14 protein-coding genes are annotated in these 18,501 nt (G+C 66.7%); 10 read left to right on the forward strand and 4 right to left on the reverse strand.

Features of this window, described 5'->3' with window-relative positions:
• The first annotated feature begins 15 nt into the window (after positions 1-15).
• The 4 genes from rpoZ to QE394_RS19050 all read left to right on the forward strand — a co-directional run bounded on the left by rpoZ (position 16) and on the right by QE394_RS19050 (position 5,115).
• Positions 16-276 (forward strand): DNA-directed RNA polymerase subunit omega, encoded by a 261-nt coding sequence (gene rpoZ, locus QE394_RS19035; protein ID WP_003800778.1) that lies wholly within the window; start codon positions 16-18, stop codon positions 274-276.
• Between the two features lie 35 nt (positions 277-311).
• Entirely contained in the window at positions 312-1,559 is a 1,248-nt protein-coding gene (gene coaBC, locus QE394_RS19040) for a bifunctional phosphopantothenoylcysteine decarboxylase/phosphopantothenate--cysteine ligase CoaBC (protein ID WP_261619676.1), read from the forward strand.
• Between the two features lie 87 nt (positions 1,560-1,646).
• Positions 1,647-2,882, forward strand: coding sequence for a methionine adenosyltransferase (gene metK, locus QE394_RS19045; protein WP_261619675.1), 1,236 nt, complete (start codon positions 1,647-1,649; stop codon positions 2,880-2,882).
• A gap of 106 nt (positions 2,883-2,988) precedes the next feature.
• On the forward strand, positions 2,989-5,115 hold the full coding sequence (locus QE394_RS19050; RefSeq protein WP_349035266.1) for a primosomal protein N': 2,127 nt from the start codon (positions 2,989-2,991) through the stop codon (positions 5,113-5,115).
• Positions 5,116-5,142: 27 nt separating this feature from the next.
• On the opposite strand, the gene QE394_RS19055 is transcribed toward QE394_RS19050, so the two are convergent.
• Genes QE394_RS19055 through QE394_RS19070 form a run of 4 tightly spaced genes read right to left on the reverse strand, consistent with a single transcriptional unit; the run spans position 5,143 to position 9,014 of the window.
• Complete coding sequence (locus QE394_RS19055) at positions 5,143-6,219, reverse strand: glycosyltransferase family 1 protein (protein ID WP_349035267.1); 1,077 nt, start codon at positions 6,217-6,219, stop codon at positions 5,143-5,145.
• Positions 6,216-7,145 (reverse strand): alpha/beta hydrolase, encoded by a 930-nt coding sequence (locus QE394_RS19060; RefSeq protein WP_349035268.1) that lies wholly within the window; start codon positions 7,143-7,145, stop codon positions 6,216-6,218. The genes QE394_RS19055 and QE394_RS19060 overlap by 4 nt, the downstream gene beginning before the upstream one ends.
• Positions 7,142-8,029 (reverse strand): aldo/keto reductase, encoded by an 888-nt coding sequence (locus QE394_RS19065; RefSeq protein ID WP_349035269.1) that lies wholly within the window; start codon positions 8,027-8,029, stop codon positions 7,142-7,144. Before QE394_RS19065 ends, QE394_RS19060 begins: the two co-directional genes overlap by 4 nt.
• A 10-nt stretch (positions 8,030-8,039) precedes the next feature.
• Positions 8,040-9,014 (reverse strand): sugar-binding domain-containing protein, encoded by a 975-nt coding sequence (locus tag QE394_RS19070; protein WP_056079935.1) that lies wholly within the window; start codon positions 9,012-9,014, stop codon positions 8,040-8,042.
• Between the two features lie 100 nt (positions 9,015-9,114).
• Between QE394_RS19070 and QE394_RS19075 the strand changes: the two genes are divergently transcribed.
• The 6 genes from QE394_RS19075 to QE394_RS19100 all read left to right on the forward strand — a co-directional run bounded on the left by QE394_RS19075 (position 9,115) and on the right by QE394_RS19100 (position 18,373).
• Complete coding sequence (locus tag QE394_RS19075) at positions 9,115-10,965, forward strand: glycerol-3-phosphate dehydrogenase/oxidase (RefSeq protein ID WP_349035270.1); 1,851 nt, start codon at positions 9,115-9,117, stop codon at positions 10,963-10,965.
• Between the two features lie 90 nt (positions 10,966-11,055).
• Positions 11,056-11,805 carry an MIP/aquaporin family protein gene (locus QE394_RS19080; protein ID WP_056079368.1) on the forward strand — a complete coding sequence of 250 codons (750 nt, stop codon included), beginning with the start codon at positions 11,056-11,058 and terminating at the stop codon, positions 11,803-11,805.
• Positions 11,806-11,848: 43 nt separating this feature from the next.
• Positions 11,849-13,363, forward strand: a complete 1,515-nt coding sequence (gene glpK, locus QE394_RS19085) for a glycerol kinase GlpK (protein WP_056079365.1) — start codon at positions 11,849-11,851, stop codon at positions 13,361-13,363.
• Between the two features lie 440 nt (positions 13,364-13,803).
• Positions 13,804-16,329 carry a leucine--tRNA ligase gene (gene leuS, locus QE394_RS19090; protein ID WP_349035271.1) on the forward strand — a complete coding sequence of 842 codons (2,526 nt, stop codon included), beginning with the start codon at positions 13,804-13,806 and terminating at the stop codon, positions 16,327-16,329.
• Positions 16,330-16,423: 94 nt separating this feature from the next.
• A complete protein-coding gene (locus QE394_RS19095) occupies positions 16,424-17,419 on the forward strand; it encodes a DegV family protein (RefSeq protein ID WP_349035272.1) in 996 nt (331 codons plus the stop codon).
• Positions 17,420-17,467: 48 nt separating this feature from the next.
• The gene (locus QE394_RS19100; RefSeq protein ID WP_349035273.1) at positions 17,468-18,373 is read left to right on the forward strand and encodes a helix-hairpin-helix domain-containing protein; all 906 of its coding nucleotides are present in this window, start codon (positions 17,468-17,470) and stop codon (positions 18,371-18,373) included.
• The last annotated feature ends 128 nt before the right edge of the window (positions 18,374-18,501 follow it).

The following is an 18,501-nucleotide window of genomic DNA, read 5'->3' on the forward strand; positions in this document are numbered from 1 at the left end:
ATTTTTGGAGAATTCGTGTCCACGAACCTTGAAGGCATCATCAACCCGCCGATCGACTCGCTGCTCGAAGCGGCAGACTCCAAGTATGGCCTGGTGATCTTCGGTGCCAAGCGCGCTCGTCAGATCAACGCCTACTACGCCCAGCTGCACGAGGGACTCTTCGAGTACGTCGGCCCCCTGGTAGACACCAAGCTGAACGAGAAGTCCCTCTCCATCGCCCTGCGCGAGATCAACGAGGGCAAGCTGGTATCCACACCGATCGAAGCCGCAGAATAACATCTGCCGCATGACGTGCTGCTGACGGAGGTCACGTGCGCATAGTCCTCGGAGTCGGGGGAGGGATAGCCGCCTACAAGGTGGCATCGCTCCTCCGGCTTTTTACTGAAGCCGGCCACCATGTCACGGTGATCCCCACGGAGGCGGCAACCCGCTTCGTCGGGACTGCCACCTGGGAGGCCCTCTCCGGCAACCCCGTGAGCAACAGCGTCTTCGACGACGTCCACCAGGTCAACCACGTCAGGCTGGGCCACGAGGCGGACCTCGTGGTCATCGCCCCGGCCACGGCCGACCTCCTGGCCAAAGCGGCCACGGGCCAGGCGGGCGACCTCCTCACCAACACGCTGCTGATGGCCCACGGCCCCGTCCTTTTCGCGCCCGCCATGCACACCGAGATGTGGCAGCACCCCGCAACCCGGGCCAACGTGGAAACACTCCGCGGGCGCGGTGCGGCGGTACTGGAGCCGGCTTCCGGCAGGCTGACGGGCTCGGACTCCGGGCCGGGACGGCTGCCCGAACCTGATGCCATCTTCGACGCCGCCATGGCGCTGGTCCACGGACAAACTGATTTCCAGCTTCCGCTGGCCGGCAAGACCGTCACCATCAGCGCCGGCGGAACACGCGAACCACTGGACCCCGTCCGCTTCCTGGGCAACCGGTCCTCCGGCAAGCAGGGCGTAGCCCTGGCCGTCGCCGCACGGAACGCCGGTGCAACCGTCCGGCTGCTCGCAGCCCACATGGAAGTTCCGCCGCCCCCGGGCGTCGACGTGGTCAACGTCGAAACTGCCCTGCAGTTGCGCGAGGCTGCGCTTGCTGCCGCCGTTGATTCCGACGTCGTCATCATGTCCGCCGCTGTGGCAGACTTCCGCCCCGCGGACATCTCGGACACAAAAATCAAGAAACGCGACGACACTGCAGATCCCGTCATCACCCTGGTCCGCAACCCGGACATCCTGCAGGAGCTCGTCGAGCGCCGCAACCAAGGCATCGCCGGTCCAGCAGCGGGCGGCCAGCTCATTGTGGGCTTTGCTGCTGAAACGGGTGACCAGCACGGGGATGTCCTGGCCTACGCGGAGGCCAAACTCCAGCGCAAGGGCTGCGACCTGCTGGTGGTCAACCATGTCGGCTCGGACAAGGTCTTCGGCAAGGACACCAATTCAGTGGTCATCCTGGCCCGTTCCGGCTCCGAACCCCAAGAGGCGTCCGGCACCAAGGCAGACGTTTCCGCGGCCATCATCAGCCGCATCGGTTTCGAACTGAACCAGGTGTCGCCCCGGGCGTGACGTGTTTAGTACCACGTTTGCTTAGTACCGTGACATCCCGCGACGTCTCCTGACGGCCGCGCGTGATCCAACCAGTAAGGTAGTTGAGTGACTTTACCGCTGCACCTTCACCAGACCTCCGGGGCTACGCCCTCGTCCCTTCGGCTCTTCACCTCGGAGTCCGTCACCGAAGGCCACCCGGACAAGATCTGCGACCAGATCAGTGACGCCATCCTGGACGCCCTCCTTGCGGCCGATCCGGAGTCCCGGGTGGCCGTGGAAACCATGGCCACCACCGGGCTGGTGCACGTTGCCGGCGAAGTCACCACCGACGCCTACGTGGAGATCCCGCAGATTGTCCGGGAGACCATCCTCGGCATCGGCTACGACTCATCCGCCAACGGCTTCGACGGCGCACGCTGTGGAGTGTCGGTGTCCATCGGGCAGCAGTCCAATGACATCGCCGGGGGAGTGTTCAACTCCCTTGAGGCCCGCGAAGGACGCCAGGAGGACGACTACGACCTCCAGGGCGCCGGCGACCAGGGCCTGATGTTCGGGTATGCCAGCGACGAAACGCCGTCCTACATGCCCACCCCCATCTGGCTGGCGCACCGCCTGTCTGAACGCCTCACGGAAGTCCGCAAATCCGGCGAACTTGCCTACCTGCGCCCCGACGGCAAGACCCAGGTCACGGTAGGTTACGACCACGACAGGCCTGTGTCCGTCGAAACTGTGGTGATCTCGAGCCAGCACGCTGAGGGCGCCAGCCTGGAACAGCTCCGGTCCGACCTCGCCTCCATTGTCATCAAACCGGTCCTCGCCGCCGCAAACCTTGATGTCTCCCGGGCGGCCAACATCCTCAACCCCGCCGGCGAATTCGTCATCGGCGGTCCCGTGGGTGACGCCGGGCTGACCGGCCGCAAGATCATCGTCGACACCTACGGCGGCATGGCCCGCCACGGCGGCGGAGCGTTCTCCGGCAAGGACCCGTCAAAGGTGGACCGTTCCGCCGCATACGCCATGCGGTGGGTCGCCAAGAACGTCGTGGCCGCCGGGCTGGCCAAGCGCGCCGAGATCCAGATCGCGTACGCGATCGGCCAGGCCCGCCCGGTAGGCACCTACGTTGAAACATTCGGCACCGAGACCGTTGACCCTGCACAGATCAGTGCCGCCATCGCTGAGATCTTTGATCTCCGCCCGCGGGCCATCATCGACGCTCTGGACCTGAAGCGCCCCATCTACGCCAAGACGGCAGCGCACGGGCACTTCGGCCGGGACGACCCCGACTTCACCTGGGAACGCCTGGACCGCGTTGACGACCTGAAGGCCTACTTCAACGCCTAGCCTCGAGGCTGCGGGGGGCCGCGCCGCCGTGCACGAGCCGCGCGGATGTCGGTGCCCCGTGGTTGGCTGGCCTTTTCCGCCCGGGAGCTGAACGGAGGTAGCCGCCATGGCCAAGGACTCCGCACAGCCCGCCCTGGATCTTCCTGTACCGGGCGGCGGGCCGGTCCAGCCCACGCTGCTGCAGGGCTTCCCTGCCAGCACCCAACCGGTCGGCGTACCTTTGGCAGAACACCTGCCGGTGGCACGGGTCCTGGTGGAATCCTCCTTGCCGCACCTCGACCGCCCTTTCGACTACGCCGTCCCCGCTGCCATGGACGCGGACGCCAAGCCTGGCGTGCGCGTCAAGGTTCCCTTCAACGGCCAACAGCTCAACGGCTTCCTGATGGACAGGATTTCCCTTTCCGACGCCGGCCATACGCTTGTGCCGCTGGCGAAGGTGGTCTCCCCGGTGCCTGTCCTCACCCCGGCCGTGGCAGAGCTCGCCAACGCCGTGGCAGCCCGGTATGCCGGAACCGTCAGCGACGTCCTTCGGCTCGCTGTGCCGCCACGCATGGCCAGGCTGGAAAAGGACTACCTTGCCGGTCCCGAAGAAGCCGCACCTGTGCCGGCTGGCCGTGAAGGCGAAGGCAGCCCGTCCGGCGGCGCGTGGGGAGGCTACCGCAACGGCGTGGCCTTCCTCCGCCACCTTTCCGCCGGCGGATCCCCCCGCGCCGTCATCAGCCCGCTGCAAGGCTATGGCCCGTCCGGCTGGCCTCAACTGCTGGCTGAGGCCGTCGCCGCCACCTACGCCGCGGGGCGCGGAGCCGTGGTGGTGGTTCCGGACTACCGCGACCTTGACCGGCTGGAGCAGGCGCTTACGGCACTGATACCGGTAGAGGCGGTGGCCAGGCTCACCGCCGACGACGGGCCCACACCGCGGTACCGCAGCTTCCTGCGGCTCCTGGCCGGCTCCGCCCGGGTTGCCATCGGCACCCGGTCGGCCGCGTTCGCGCCCGTGGCCAACCTCGGCCTGGTGGCTTCCTGGGACGATGGTGACGATCTCCATATTGACCAGCGCGCCCCCTACGCCCACACCCGCGAGGTCCTGCTCCTGCGCGCCGAACAGGAGGGCTCGGCCTGCCTCCTCGCCGGACATGCCCGGAGTACCGAGGTGCAGAGGCTGGTTGACGCCGGCTGGGCCCTGCCCGTCGAACCGGATCGGCAGACCACCAGGCGCACGGTACCGCGGGTCCTCAATACCGCGGACAGCTTCGAACAGGAACGCGACCCCCTCGCCCGCATCGCACGCCTGCCCGGTGCCGCGTGGCGGGCCGCCAAGGAGGGGCTCGAACGCGGGCCTGTCCTGATCCAGGTGGCACGGGCAGGCTACGCGCCGTCACTGGTGTGCGACTCTTGCCGCGAACCTGCCCGGTGCGGCAACTGCCAGGGGCCGCTGGCCCTGGGCGGAAGCTCAGCCATACCCCAATGCCGCTGGTGTTCGACGCCGGCACCGGACTGGCGGTGCGTGCATTGCACCGGGCGGCGGCTTCGCAAGGGCGCCACGGGCGTGCTGCGGACGGCGGAGGAGTTGGGACGCGCGTTTCCCGGCACCACTGTGGTGACATCGTCCGGCGATCACGTGAAGGCCTCGGTAGGCCCTGGCAAGGCACTGGTGGTGGCGACGGTGGGAGCTGAACCGGTGGCCGAGGGAGGGTACGCCGCTGCCCTTCTGCTGGACGGCGATTCGTTGCTGCGCCGCGAAACCCTCCGCGCCGGCGAGGACACCGTCCGGCGGTGGTTTAACGCTGCAGCCCTGGTGCGTCCCGCTTCCGAGGGCGGACTGGCCGTCATCACTGCGGGGGACACAGCTGCGGTGGGTGCGTTGCTGCGCTGGGATCCGGCAGGCTACGCCCAGCGGGAATTGTCGCTGCGGGTAGAACTCCAGCTTCCCCCAGCTGTCCGGATTGCTTCCGTTACAGGCCCGCGTGCCGCCGTCGAGCACTTCACCGGGGCAGTCTCTGCAGACTTGGCCGGCTCCGGCATCCACCTGCGCCTGGCCGGCCCTGCCCCGGTGCTGCTGGCCGGACCTCCGGCACCCGGCCGCTCCGGCGAGGACGTCCGGACCCTGCTGTTCTTCCCCTACGGCCAGGCCGCCGTCGTCGTCCGCGTCCTGCGCGCTACCCGTTCTGCGGTGGCTGCCAAACGGGCCGTCGATCCTTTCCAGCTCCGCCTGGACGGCGTGGACGTCCTCTAATGGAGGCGGCTCCGCAGCAGGAGGTTGCTACCGGCGCCGTTTCGCCACGATTTCCCGGGCCGTTTCCATCAGCTGGCGCGCTGATTCATCCCAGGTGAATTCGTTGGCGCGGATAACGGACAGCCGGGAGATTGTCTGCCAGTGTTCGTCATCCTGCAAGCGGGACACGGCCTCCGAGAACTGGGAGGGCGACGCCGGGTCGACGTAGGTTGCGGCGTCCCCGCCCACTTCCCGGAAGATCGGAATGTCGCTGGCAATCACGGGTGTCCCCAAAGCCATGGCTTCCACGAGCGGAAGGCCATAGCCTTCGGCGCGGGACAGGCTCACCAGGGCAGTGGCCGTACGGAGGTACGAGTCGTACTCCGCATCCGTCACCCCGTTGTGGAAGACCACGGAGGCTCCGGCCGGGACCAGCAGTTCCAGCTCTGCGCGCCGCCCGGGCGTGATCCGGCTCAGCAGGTGCAGGGTGTAGCCGGGCAGCCCGGCCATTCCCGCCAGCATCGTTTCCACGTTCTTGTAGGGCATGAACGAGCCCATGTAGACGATGGTCTTGTCGGCGCCGTCGCCTGGGCGGCGCGGTTCCTGCGCGGGCTGGGGCGCGTTGCTGATGATCCGCACCGGACGCCGGGTGAGGCGGTACTTGGCGATCAGGGCTTCCGTGGTCCGGCTGATGGTGGCCACGGTGTCGGCCCGGTTGAGGAGCAGCCGCTGGGGCCAGTAGGCCTTGTGGTACAGCCGCCAAAGCAGCCGCACCGGCGCGGGGAGGAACCCGGGCGGGGCGGGGTGTTCGTAGTAGATCAGGTCGTGCAGCGTCAGCACCAGACCGTACTTGCGTCCCCAGGTTCCCATGGTCTGCATGGGACAGACCACCACATCGGCGTTCAGGGGGTTCACCTTGCGCGCAACGAACAGTTCCAGCGGTGAGAGCGGACTGTTGATGAGGGTGTAGGGGACGTCAGGCAGCAGGGCCAGTTGCCTTTTGTCCGAAACCAGCATGCTGACGTCCGCGATCTTCGCCGTGGCCGCGATCAGGCTGGCGCCGTAGCGGCTGATGCCGTCGTGATGGTCGGTCCGGGTAAAACGGGCGTCGATGACGATCTTCACGCGGGGTGGTCCTTCAGGAAGGTTCGGATATGGCGGGCAGCCGGTTCCGGCGTCTCGTAGTGGATCAGGTGTCCGACGCCGGGGATCACCTTGAGTTCGGCGTCAGGCAGGAGCGCCAGGAGCTTGTGCTGGTCCGGCAGGGCGGCGATTTCGTCTTTTTCCCCGGCAATCAGCAGCACGGGAAGTTTGAGGCCGGTGGCCACTTCGCTGACATGGTGGCTGACCGAGGCCGTGAAGGACTCCAGCAGGCTGTCCCTGTCCGCAAAGGAACTGAAGTAGGCGTGGTGCTGGCCATGGATGAAGGCGCGGAGCTCCCTGTCTCCGGTCTTGGCCATGGCTTCACTCATGACCCGGACAATCAGCGGGTTGCGGAGCAGTGCCTGGCCCGCTTTGCTGGGGAGCCGGGCGGCGAGGCGGTAGTAGAGCACCGCCAGCCTGGTCATGATTCCCTTAGGACCCTCAAGGGCCGGGGCGGCGATGGGATTGACCAGGATCAGCGGGTTCACGGCCCCCGGGTTGCTGGCCGCAAAGTGGGAGGCGACGATGGAGCCGAACGAATGCCCCAGCAAAACCGTGTCCGGCCCGAGGGACAGGGCCTCCATGAACGCTGTGATGAACCGGCCGTACTGTTCCACCGAGTGGGCACCGGACGGGAAGGCCGCGGAACTTCCGAAGCCGGGCAGGTCCGGCATGATGATCCTCATGTCGGGGAGGTGGTCGGCAACGCGCAGGAGTCCGTGGTGGTCACCGCGGAATCCGTGGATGACCAGGATGGTCCGCGTTCCGGGCTGCACCTGCACAGGCTCGTAGGTCCAGTAGGCGACGGGGGCGCCGTCGAGGTGCAGTGTCGAAGCGGTGGTGCGGGCCGCCAGGTCCGCGCTGATGTAGCTGGCCGTGCCGGAGCCGGCCGGGTGTGTTGTGTTCATGGGTGGTCCTGGTTGACGTTGTCCGGGTGGGAGCCGGTGCGGTGCCCGCGGTCCAGGCCTGCGAGCGCCGCCATGTCCCGCGGCGACAGCTCAAACCCGAAGACGTCAAGGTTCTCCCGGATGCGTGCTTCTGAGCTGGCCTTCGGGATGGCAACGTGGCCCAGCTGCATGTGCCAGCGGAGAATGACCTGCGCGGGAGTCCGCCGGTGTTCGGCAGCGCACGCCTGGATGACGGGGTCGGCCAGGACCTGGCCGCGCCCCAGGGGACTCCATGCCTCAGTCAGGATGGCGAGCTCTTTGTGCTTGTGGCGGAGCTCCTCCTGCTGGAGCCAGGGGTGGAGTTCGATCTGGTTGACGGCTGGCACCACTTCGGCCGTCTGCAGGAGCCGGTCCAGGTGGGCCGGCTGGAAGTTGCTGACGCCGATGGCCCGCACCCTGCCCTCCCGGTACAGCGTTTCGAGGGCACGGTAGGTTTCCGGGAACAGACCCTTGCGCGGGCAGGGCCAGTGGATCAGGTACAGGTCAACGTAGTCCAGCCCCAGGTTGACCATGGAGTCGTCGAAGGCGCGCAGGGCTGCGTCGTAGCCGTGGTGATCGTTCCAGAGTTTCGTGGTGACGAAGAGGTCTTCCCGGGAGATCCCCGGGAACAGCTCTCCCGATCCTCCGCTGATCCCCGTGGACGGTGAGCCGAGCTGGGCGCTGATACCCCGTGCCACGCCGGTTTCGTTGCCGTACATGGCAGCTGTGTCAAAGTGGCGGTAGCCGGCGGCGAGCGCGGTCTGCACCAGCCCTGCGGCGCCGGCGGGCGGCACCTTGTAAAGCCCGAACCCGAGCTGGTTGATCAGCACGCCGTTGTTCAGGCTCAGCCGCGGTGAGGTTTTCATGGTCCCGACTCTACCCATTGCGTGGGGCAAGGCTTTCGAAATCCACCAAGCGGCGCGCGGTGGCCTCATCCAGGATCAGGTCTGTGGCCAGGTTGGCTGCCAGGGCGCCGCGCAGTCCGTTGATCTTGGACACGCCTGAGACCACGCAGATCCTTCGGCGGACCTGCCTGAGCTCGGCCAGGGCAGGGCCGGTGGAGCGTTCGTTCAGGATGATCCCGTCGGAGGAGCCGTCGCTGCGGAAGAACACCGTGGCCACGTCGCCCACCACATCGGAGGTGGCCAGGATGTTGAGGTCGGTTTCATCGAGGTAGCCGCCTGCATAGACGTGGCTGGGGTAGTCGGCGTTAACGGAGCCCACACCGAAGATGGCGATGCTCATCTTCGCCTGGAGCTCAAGGATGCGCTGCACGCTGCGTTCATTCCACATGGCGGTCTTGGTGGCGGCATGGTCGAAGAACGCAGGTACCGGAAACTGTTCGACGCGGGCACCATAGGCGCTGCCGAACCTGCGCATGATGTCGCTGGCGTAGGTAATGCCGGTGGTGTGCATGTTGCCCGCGCCGTTCAGTTGCACGATGACGCTGTCGTGGGTGATCTTCCTGGTCAGGTGCCGGCTCACGGCGCTGAGGGTGGAGCCCCAGGCCACCCCGATGATGGCGTTGGAGTCCACCAGCGGGCCGATGGTGCGTGCAGCCTGCATGGCCACCCGGTCAAGGGTTTCCGCCTCGTTGAGGGTCTCCAGGACAGGGACCACATGAACGTCGACGTTGAAACGCCTGCGGATCATGCCCTCGAGCTCAGGGCCGGTGTCGAGCGGGTTGCGTATCTGAACCTGCACCAGGCCGGAGTCGCGCGCAGCCGACAGCAGCCGCGACACCGTGGAACGGGACGTCCGGAGTTCGCGCGCTATCGCATCCATGGTGAGGTCCTGCAGGTAATACATTTGTGCAGCGCGGAGCGCGTCTGCGTGCCGTGAGGCGGCCATTTCGGGTCCGATCTGCACATTTGTGCATAGTGCTTGACTCCATTTTCCATTACTCCAAAGAATGGTGCATACAGCGCCGCATCCACGGCGCGGACGCACCATGCACGCAAAGCCCAAGGGAGTCGTTTTGGGACCCAAGGATCCAACTGTCCAACCATCCGCAGCACCCGCGCCAAAGCCGGCGGCGGAACGCACGTCCGTCCACAACCTCAGGCTCCGTCCGCACGCAAAAGTGCTGGTAGTCGGCGGAGGCATCAACGGCGTCGGAACCTTCCGGGACCTCGCCCTGCAGGGCGTTGACGTGGCCCTCGTAGAGCGCGGCGACTACTGCCAGGGCGCCAGCGGAGCGTCGTCCCACATGATCCACGGCGGCATCCGGTACCTGGAAAACGGCGAATTCCGGCTGGTCCGCGAATCAGTGGTGGAACGCAACAGGCTGCTGCGGATCGCACCCCACTACGTCAAGCCGCTGCAGACCACCATTCCCATTTTCAGCACATTCTCCGGCATCCTTTCGGCGCCGTTGCGGTTCCTGACGCACAAGCAGCAGGGCCGGCCGAAGGAGCGCGGCGCCTTCCTCATCAAGCTGGGACTCAGCCTCTACGATTCCTTCTCCAGGGACGGCGGCAGTGTTCCGCGGCACCAGTTCCGTGGACACAAGCGCGCCCTCGCGGAGCTGCCGGACCTTCGGCCCGACATCAAATACGCGGCCACCTACTTTGACGCTTCGGTGCACAACCCCGAGCGACTCACGCTGGATGTCCTGCAGGACGGCGAGAAGGCAGGCCAGGCGAACCCGGGGGCAGCTGCCGGCCAGGGAAGCACAGCGCGCGCCAGCAACTACCTTTCCCTGCAGTCCATGACCGGCCGCCCCAATCCCGGCACGGGCAAGGGCGGCACCGTCCGGCTGCGCGACGAGCTGACGGGGGAGGAGTTCGACTTCACCGCCGACGTCATCGTGAACACCACCGGTGCCTGGGTGGACCTGACCAACGAAGCCATGGGTACCACGTCGTCATTCATGGGCGGCACCAAGGGCTCCCACATTGTGCTCGACTCTCCCGAACTGCTCGCTGCATGCCGGGGGCGGGAAATCTTCTTCGAACACACTGACGGCCGGATCGTCCTTATCTACCCGATGGGGGACCGGGTCCTGGTCGGCACCACCGACGTCGACGCCGACATGTCCCGGGACGCCGTCTGCACCGACGAGGAAATTGACTACTTCTTCGATCTGGTGGGGCACGTGTTCCCGAACATCCCGGTCACGCGCAACCAGATTGTCTACACCTTCTCGGGAGTGCGTCCGCTGCCCCGGCACGATGCCACCCAGCCGGGCTTCGTCTCCCGTGACTACCGCATCGAAACCCGCCGCCCGGCACCTGCGGGGACCGGCGCCGTCGTACTCAGCCTGGTAGGCGGGAAATGGACCACCTTCCGTGCCCTTGCCGAACACCTCACCAACGATGTCCTGGCGGAGCTCGGCATGCACCGCAAAGTCTCGACAGCGCAGCTGCCCATCGGAGGCGGCGCCGGGTTCCCGGCGGACGACGCCGGAGTGCAGCGGTGGCTCAAGGCACACATGGGCCACGGCCGGGACGCTGACCGCACCGCAGGGCTCCTGACCCGGTACGGCACGCGCGCAGAAGCGGTGATCGAATACCTCGACGCCGGTCCGGACCGTCTCCTGCATTCAACGCGCGAACTGAGCGTCCGCGAGCTGGAGTTCATGGCAGCGCACGAACAGGTGGGGCACTTGGTGGATGTGCTGATCCGGCGCACCTCCCTGGCCTTCCGGGGACTCGTGACCGGCGAACTCCTGAACGAGGTGGCCGACATCCTGTCCGATCCGCTGAAGTGGGACGCTGCAGCCCGAAGCGCCGAGATCAGCCACGCCCAGGAAGTCCTGCAACGGCTGCACAGAGTGGAAACACACAGCCTGGTCGCTTAGGCCGGGCTGCCAGCCGGGACGAAAAACCGTCCCGGCCCGACGGCCCCTCAACCCGCGAAGGGCCAACAACAAAATATAGAGGAGTCAAAGATGTCTCTTGGAATTGTTTTCTTATCCGAGGTGTTCGGAACGGCGATGCTCACCCTGCTGGGCTGCGGCGTTGTTGCCAACGTCGCCCTGCGGGGAACGAAAGGCAACAGCGGCGGGTTCCTGATGGTCACCTGGGGATGGGGTATCGCCGTGTTCTGCGGCGTGTTCGTCGCCGCAAAGTCGGGCGCGCACCTGAACCCGGCCGTGACCGTGGGCCTGCTCCTCAACGGGAAGGCCGAGTACGCCCCCGGCGTCGCCGTGGACGTAGCGTCGACACTGACCTACTTCGCCGGTGAAATGCTGGGCGCCTTCCTCGGCGCTGTGGTCTGCTGGCTCGCCTATAAGCAGCACTTCGACACGGAAGAGGCTGCTGCCAGCAAGCTCGGCGTCTTCTCCACCGGCCCCGCCATCCGCTCCACCCCCTGGAACCTGGTCACCGAGATCATCGGCACGTTCGTTCTGGTGTTCGTCATCCTCACACTGGGTGGCACCCCCTCGGGCCTCGGGCCGCTGGCTGTCGCACTGCTCGTCGTAGGCATCGGCGTCTCGCTGGGCGGCCCCACCGGCTACGCCATCAACCCCGCCCGTGACCTTGGTCCCCGCATCGCCCACGCCCTGCTTCCCATCCGGGGCAAGGGTTCCAGCGACTGGGGCTACTCCTGGATTCCGGTGGTCGGTCCCCTGGTAGGCGGTGCCCTCGGCGGCATCGTTGCACGGATCGCCCCCATCATCATCACTGCCGCTTCCTGAACAGTTGATCCAACCCATCCACCAACCAGACAAGGACGTCACCATGAACCAGTACGTAATCGCCATCGACCAGGGCACCACCAGTACGCGCGCCATCATCTTTGACCACAGCGGCGCCATTGTCTCCTCGGGCCAGATGGAACACGAGCAGATCTTCCCCAAAGCAGGATGGGTGGAACACAATGCCGCGGAAATCTGGAACAACACCCGCGAGGTCATCGCCTCGGCACTGTCCAAGGCGAACCTGACACGGCACGATATCGCCGCCGTGGGCATCACCAACCAGCGCGAAACCGCTGTGGTGTGGGACAAGACCACCGGCGAGCCCGTGTATAACGCCATCGTGTGGCAGGACACCCGGACGCAGGACATCGTGGACGAGCTGTCCAAGGACGGCGGCGGTGACCGGTTCAAACAGAAAGTCGGCCTGCCGCTGGCCACCTACTTCTCCGGCACCAAGATCAAATGGATCCTGGACAACGTGGACGGGGCCCGGGAAAAGGCCGAGGCCGGCAACCTGGTCTTCGGCAACACCGACTGCTGGGTTCTGTGGAACCTGACCGGCGGCGTGGACGGCGGAGTGCACGTCACCGACGTCACCAACGCATCCCGGACGCTGTTCATGGACCTGGAAACCCTGCAGTGGGATGACGGGATCCTCGGCGTCTTCGGTGTTCCGCGCAGCATGATGCCCGAGATCAAGTCGTCCTCGGAGGTGTACGGCACCGTCCACACCTCGCAGCTGCTGCGTGAAACCCCGGTGGCGGGCATCCTGGGCGACCAGCAGGCGGCAACCTTCGGCCAGGCGGCCTTCGAAACCGGCGAAGCCAAGAACACCTACGGCACCGGCTGCTTCCTGATCTTCAACACGGGCGAGGAAATCGTCCACTCCAAGAACGGGCTGCTCACCACGGTGGGCTACAAGCTCGGCGACGCCAAGCCCCATTACGCCCTGGAAGGCTCCATCGCTGTCACCGGTTCGCTCATCCAGTGGTTGCGGGACAACCTGGGCATGATCAGCAGCGCTCCCGAGGTCGAAACACTGGCGGCAAGCGTCAAGGACAACGGCGGTGTGTACATTGTTCCGGCGTTCTCGGGCCTGTTCGCTCCGTACTGGCGCCCGGACGCACGCGGCGCGATCGTTGGCCTTACCAGGTTCGTGAACAAGAACCACATTGCCAGGGCGGCGCTGGAGGCGACGGCGTTCCAGACCCGCGAGGTGCTGGACGCGGTCAACGCGGACTCCGGTGTCCCGCTGACCGAGTTGAAGGTCGACGGCGGAATGGTTGCCAATGACGCGCTGATGCAGTTCCAGGCGGACATCCTTGGCGTGCCCGTGATCCGCCCGAAGGTCATCGAGACCACGGCACTGGGTGCAGCGTACGCGGCCGGGCTGGCCGTCGGGTTCTGGAAGGACCTCGGCGAGCTTTCGTCCAACTGGTCCGAGGACAAGCGCTGGGAACCCCAGCTGGATCAGGCCGAGCAGGACCGCCAGATGCGGCTCTGGCGCAAGGCGGTCACCAAGTCCATGGACTGGGTGGACGAAGACGTGCAGTAGGACAGTTATCCATCAGGGGCCACCTTGCCAGCCAGGCAGGGTGGCCCCCGTCGTTTCACGGCGCCGCTGGTGACCCGGGGCGGGAGGGCCCTGGTGGCAAGTCCCTGGATGACGCGCCCGTCCACGGTGAGGCGGGAACCGGGCGTTGGGCCTGGCCAACGCAACGGCCGCCGGGCCACCTTTCCTGCAGCTGAGGCTGCAGGAGCGGGCGCAGGGAAGGTAGATACCGGACAGGGGGCGGGCCGGGTGCGCTAAAGTAGGTCTATGCGTGCGATCCTTCTGCTTAGCCAGCCGCCAGGTGTCCGAAACAACGGATAGCTGAGCGGCAGCCCCTCCTTTGTCGAGGGGCTTTTGTATGTCCGGGTCAGACCGGGCCGGCAGCAGGAGGATCAGGCCGTTATGGCAGCACACGTGCCGTAACAGAACAGAAGAGGGCAGCAGTGGGCGTTCAGCCGGAGACAGACACCGGAACAGCAGCAGTGGCGGCAGATGGGCCCGAAGAGGGCACCTACAGTTTCGCCGCAATGGAGGCCAGATGGCCGCAGGTGTGGGAGGACCTCAAGGTCTTTACCCCGGCCGATGACGGCTCACGGGAACGGCGCTACGTGCTGGACATGTTCCCCTACCCTTCCGGCGACCTGCACATGGGCCACGCGGAAGCGTTCGCCATGGGCGACGTGGTGGCCCGCTACCTGCGCCAGCAGGGGTTTGACGTGCTGCACCCGATCGGCTGGGACTCCTTCGGCCTCCCGGCCGAAAACGCCGCCATCAAGCGCAACGCCCACCCCAGCGAGTGGACCTACACCAACATCGACACCCAGGCGGCGTCCTTCAAGCGGTACGCCATTTCCGCCGACTGGTCCCGCCGCCTGCACACGTCCGATCCTGAGTACTACCGCTGGACCCAGTGGCTGTTCAAGCGCTTCTACGAGCGCGGCCTGGCCTACCGCAAGAACTCCCCGGTTAACTGGTGCCCCAAGGACCAGACTGTCCTGGCCAACGAACAGGTTGTCAACGGCGCCTGCGAGCGCTGCGGCACCGTGGTCACCAAGAAGTCACTGAACCAGTGGTACTTCAAGATCACTGACTACGCCGACCGCCTGCTCGACGACATGGAACAGCTCCGTGGACACTGGCCCGAGCGGGTCCTGGCGATGCAGAAGAACTGGATCGGCCGCTCCGAAGGTGCGCACGTCAACTTCGTCATTGAGGCCGACGGCGGCAAGCCCGCCAAGGACGTCACGGTCTTCACCACGCGCCCGGACACCCTGTACGGCGCCACGTTCTTCGTCGTCGCCGCGGACGCGCCGATCGCCGTCGAGCTCGTCACCGATGAGCATTCCGCGGCGCTGGACGAATACCGGGAGACGGTCAAGGCACTCTCCGAGATTGAACGGCAGTCCACCGAGCGGGAGAAGACCGGTGTGTTCACCGGCCGGTATGCCGTCAACCCGCTGAACGGCGAGAAGCTGCCCGTGTGGGCTGCAGACTACGTCCTCGCGGACTACGGCACCGGAGCCATCATGGCCGTGCCGGCCCACGACCAGCGCGACCTCGATTTCGCCAAAACATTCGACCTGCCGGTCCGTGCCGTCCTGGACACCGGCGAGGAGGACCCTGCCGCCACGGGCACCGCCACCGCCGGTGAGGGGACCCTGATCAATTCGGGCGAACTGGACGGCCTGCCCAAGGCCGAAGCCATTCCGGCGGCCATCGCCATCCTGGAGCGCCAGGGCACTGGCGAGAAGTTCGTGAACTTCCGGCTTCGTGACTGGCTCCTCAGCCGCCAGCGGTTCTGGGGCACGCCCATCCCCATCATCCACTGCCCCTCCTGTGGAGAGGTTCCGGTGCCCGACGAGCAGCTGCCCGTCACCCTCCCGTCGGACCTGCGCGGCGAGGACCTGGCGCCCAAGGGCACCTCCCCCCTGGCCGCAGCTGAGGACTGGGTCAACGTGGAATGCCCCAACTGCCACGGTGCCGCCAAACGCGACACGGACACCATGGACACCTTCGTGGATTCGTCCTGGTACTTCCTGCGCTTCGTCTCACCGGACTACACCGGGGGGCCGTTCGATCCGGCAAAGATCAACGACTGGATGCCGGTGGGGCAATATGTGGGCGGCGTCGAGCACGCCATCCTCCACCTGCTGTACGCCCGCTTCTTCACCAAGGTCATCAACGATCTTGGCCTGATTGAAGCCAATGAGCCCTTCAGCGCCCTCCTCAACCAGGGGCAGGTGCTCAATGGCGGCAAAGCCATGAGCAAGTCCCTGGGCAACGGGGTGGACCTCGGCGAGCAGCTGGACAAGTACGGGGTGGATGCCGTCCGCCTGACTATGGTCTTCGCGTCCCCGCCTGAGGACGATGTGGACTGGGCAGACGTCTCCCCGTCCGGATCCGCGAAGTTCCTGGCCCGGGCATGGCGCCTGGCCCAGGACGTGACCAGTGCCCCCGGTACCGAGGCCGGAGCCGGCGATCGTGGACTGCGCTCCGTCACGCACCGCACCATCGCCGACGCTGCCGAACTGCTTGACGCCAACAAGTTCAACGTCGTGGTGGCCAAGCTGATGGAACTCGTCAATGCCACCCGCAAAGCCATCGACTCCGGAGCCGGCGGGGCCGACCCCGCAGTCCGCGAAGCAGCCGAAGCAGTGGCAGTGATCCTCAGCCTGTTCGCCCCGTACACGGCGGAGGACATGTGGAACGTGCTGGGCCACCCGGCGTCCGTGGCCAACGCCGGTTGGCCGGAGCACGACCCGTCCCTGCTGGTCCAGGACACCGTCACGGCGGTGGTCCAGGTCCAGGGCAAGGTCCGGGACCGGCTGGAAATCTCTCCGGACATTTCCGAGGACAGCCTGCGTGAACTGGCGCTGGCCTCGGAGAATGTGCAGCGTGCACTGGACGGCCGCGGCATCCGCACGGTCATTGTCCGTGCCCCTAAACTGGTCAACATCGTTCCGGCCTAGCCGCCGCTGCAACCCCGCCGGAACCGGCCGCCCGTCAAACCGGGCGGCCGGTTCCGGCTTTTCCGGACTCTGCACGAGGACACCAGGAGGCCATGTGCCCGACAGTAAAGCCGCCCCCTGGCCATGGGTCCGGGCCCGACTTTCCGCGCTGCGTCCGGCGGCCAGGCCCGGAGCAGCCGCTTCCGGTGCGCGCGTGCCGATGGCGCGGACCGCCGTCGTCACCGATTCCGCGGCCGCGCTGCCGGTTGGCTATCACCGCAGCCTGCCGGCGCACAGCCTCCTCACCATCACTCCGATGCCCGTCATGGTGGGTTCGGAGATTTACGGTGAGGGCGAGGACGACATCCTGGAAACCATTGCCCTGGCGTTGGCTGCGGGCACCCAGGTCAAAACATCGCGCCCTTCGCCGGGTCAGTTTGAACAGGCTTACCGGTCGTTGCAGCAGCAGGGGTACGAGTCGGTGGTGTCTGTGCACATCTCGGGTGACCTCTCGGGAACGGCAGACTCGGCCCGGCTGGCCGCCCAACGCGTTGGCATCCCCGTGCAGGTCATCGACTCACGGACCGTGGGTATGGCGCAGGGCATGGCCGTGCAGGCAGCGGTGGAGGCTGCGGCCGGGGGAGCCGGGCAGGCCGGCGTTGCCGCGGCCGCTAAGGCCCAGGCGGAGCGCACCAAGGTGTACTTCTACGTTCCCAGCCTGGAACAATTGCGCCGCGGCGGCCGCATCGGCGCCGCCGCTTCGCTGTGGGGAACGATGCTGGCCATCAAGCCCCTCCTCGCGGTGGACGGAGGCAAGATCATCCCGCTGGAAAAGGTGCGGTCGGCGGCCAAGGCGGTGGCGCGGTTGGAGGAAATCGTGGCCGCCGATGCGCTGGCCCGCCCCGCCGGCAGTGTCCGGTTGGCTGTCCATCACTTCGGTAATCCGGCGGAGGCTGAGAGCCTTGCCGTCCGGCTTTCTGCCGCGTTGCCGCAATGCCCGCCCCCGCAGATCAGCTCGCTGCCCGCCGTCCTGGCTGCCCATGCCGGCTTGGGCGTCCTCGCGGTGATCGTAGGCCAGGAGGACACCGCCCCGGCGAGCCTTTCCACATAGGCCCGGGCATGGCTGTTGCCGGGCCGGCACCCTCCATAGCGTTGAGTTATGTCACGCCGGGATGCTGCAGCAGCAGGCCAGCGGGCTCGCCATGCCCGGGCCCGGCTGCAGGCAACCCTGGGTGGCGGGTCCGGCGGAATGCTGGCCGTTGACCATGCCCGGGACGACGACGGCGGGGGCTTCGAGTACCGCGACGCCGGGGCAGGTGGTTTGGTCGCCGGAGACCTGCAGCCGGCGGAGCTCGGCCCGAACACGCAGTCCCCGGCCGGCACGGGACCTTCGCTGCGCTGGCGGCTGGGCCTGCGCGTCGCCGTTGCGGTCGGCCTGCTGGTTGTTGCAGCCGGTGTCCTGTTCTGGTGGCAGACGGCCGGTGGACGGCCGGAGATCCTGCCGTTGAACACAGTCAGCCGCGAAAGCGCCCCGTCACCGGATAGTCAGGCCACCCCGGGCGGACAGGCGGGGGAAGGTGCCGGGGCGGACGAGCCCTCCAAGGCGTCAGGGGATGTCATGGTGGTCCACGTATCAGGAGCCGTACTGGCCCCGGGCGTGGTGAACCTGCCGGCCGGGAGCCGTGTCCATGAGGCCATTTCGGCGGCCGGCGGTGCTGCTGCCGACGCCGACCTGGACGTTCTCAACCTCGCCGCCGTGGCGGAAGACGGGCAGAAGGTCCACATTCCCCGCCACGGGGAACAGCCAGCCGGGGACACCGGCGTATCCCAGGGCCAGGGAATTGCCACTCCTCCCGGGGCGGCCGGAGCGGGCGCCAAGATCAACATCAACACTGCCGGCGTTGCTGAGTTGGACTCCCTGCCGAAAGTCGGTCCCGTCCTGGCCCAGCGGATCGTCGACTGGCGAAAAGAGCACGGGCTCTTCAACGCGGTCGAGGATCTGGACGCTGTGGACGGCGTTGGTCCCAAGATGCTTGAAACGCTGCTGCCCCTGGTGACGGTCTGACATGCCGGTTGCGGACAACGGGAAAGGCCGGGCCCCGGGTCCCGGGCAGGTGTCCCCAAGCCCCTGGAACCGCTTTGTCGAGTCCGCGGTCCGGGGTGCAACGGAAGGGCCATCTTCCACGGACGCAG

It is taken from the genome of Pseudarthrobacter sp. SORGH_AS 212 (genome assembly GCF_030818145.1).
GTDB lineage: Bacteria > Actinomycetota > Actinomycetes > Actinomycetales > Micrococcaceae > Arthrobacter.

Coding starts and splice junctions, on each gene's coding strand:
- QE394_RS19050 (WP_349035266.1), top strand. CDS start 2,989: ATGGCCAAGGACTCCGCACAGCCCGCCCTGGATCTTCCTGTACCGGGC.
- QE394_RS19060 (WP_349035268.1), bottom strand. CDS start 7,145: ATGAACACAACACACCCGGCCGGCTCCGGCACGGCCAGCTACATCAGC.
- QE394_RS19065 (WP_349035269.1), bottom strand. CDS start 8,029: ATGAAAACCTCACCGCGGCTGAGCCTGAACAACGGCGTGCTGATCAAC.
- QE394_RS19070 (WP_056079935.1), bottom strand. CDS start 9,014: ATGGCCGCCTCACGGCACGCAGACGCGCTCCGCGCTGCACAAATGTAT.
- QE394_RS19075 (WP_349035270.1), top strand. CDS start 9,115: ATGCACGCAAAGCCCAAGGGAGTCGTTTTGGGACCCAAGGATCCAACT.
- QE394_RS19080 (WP_056079368.1), top strand. CDS start 11,056: ATGTCTCTTGGAATTGTTTTCTTATCCGAGGTGTTCGGAACGGCGATG.
- glpK (WP_056079365.1), top strand. CDS start 11,849: ATGAACCAGTACGTAATCGCCATCGACCAGGGCACCACCAGTACGCGC.
- QE394_RS19100 (WP_349035273.1), top strand. CDS start 17,468: ATGTCACGCCGGGATGCTGCAGCAGCAGGCCAGCGGGCTCGCCATGCC.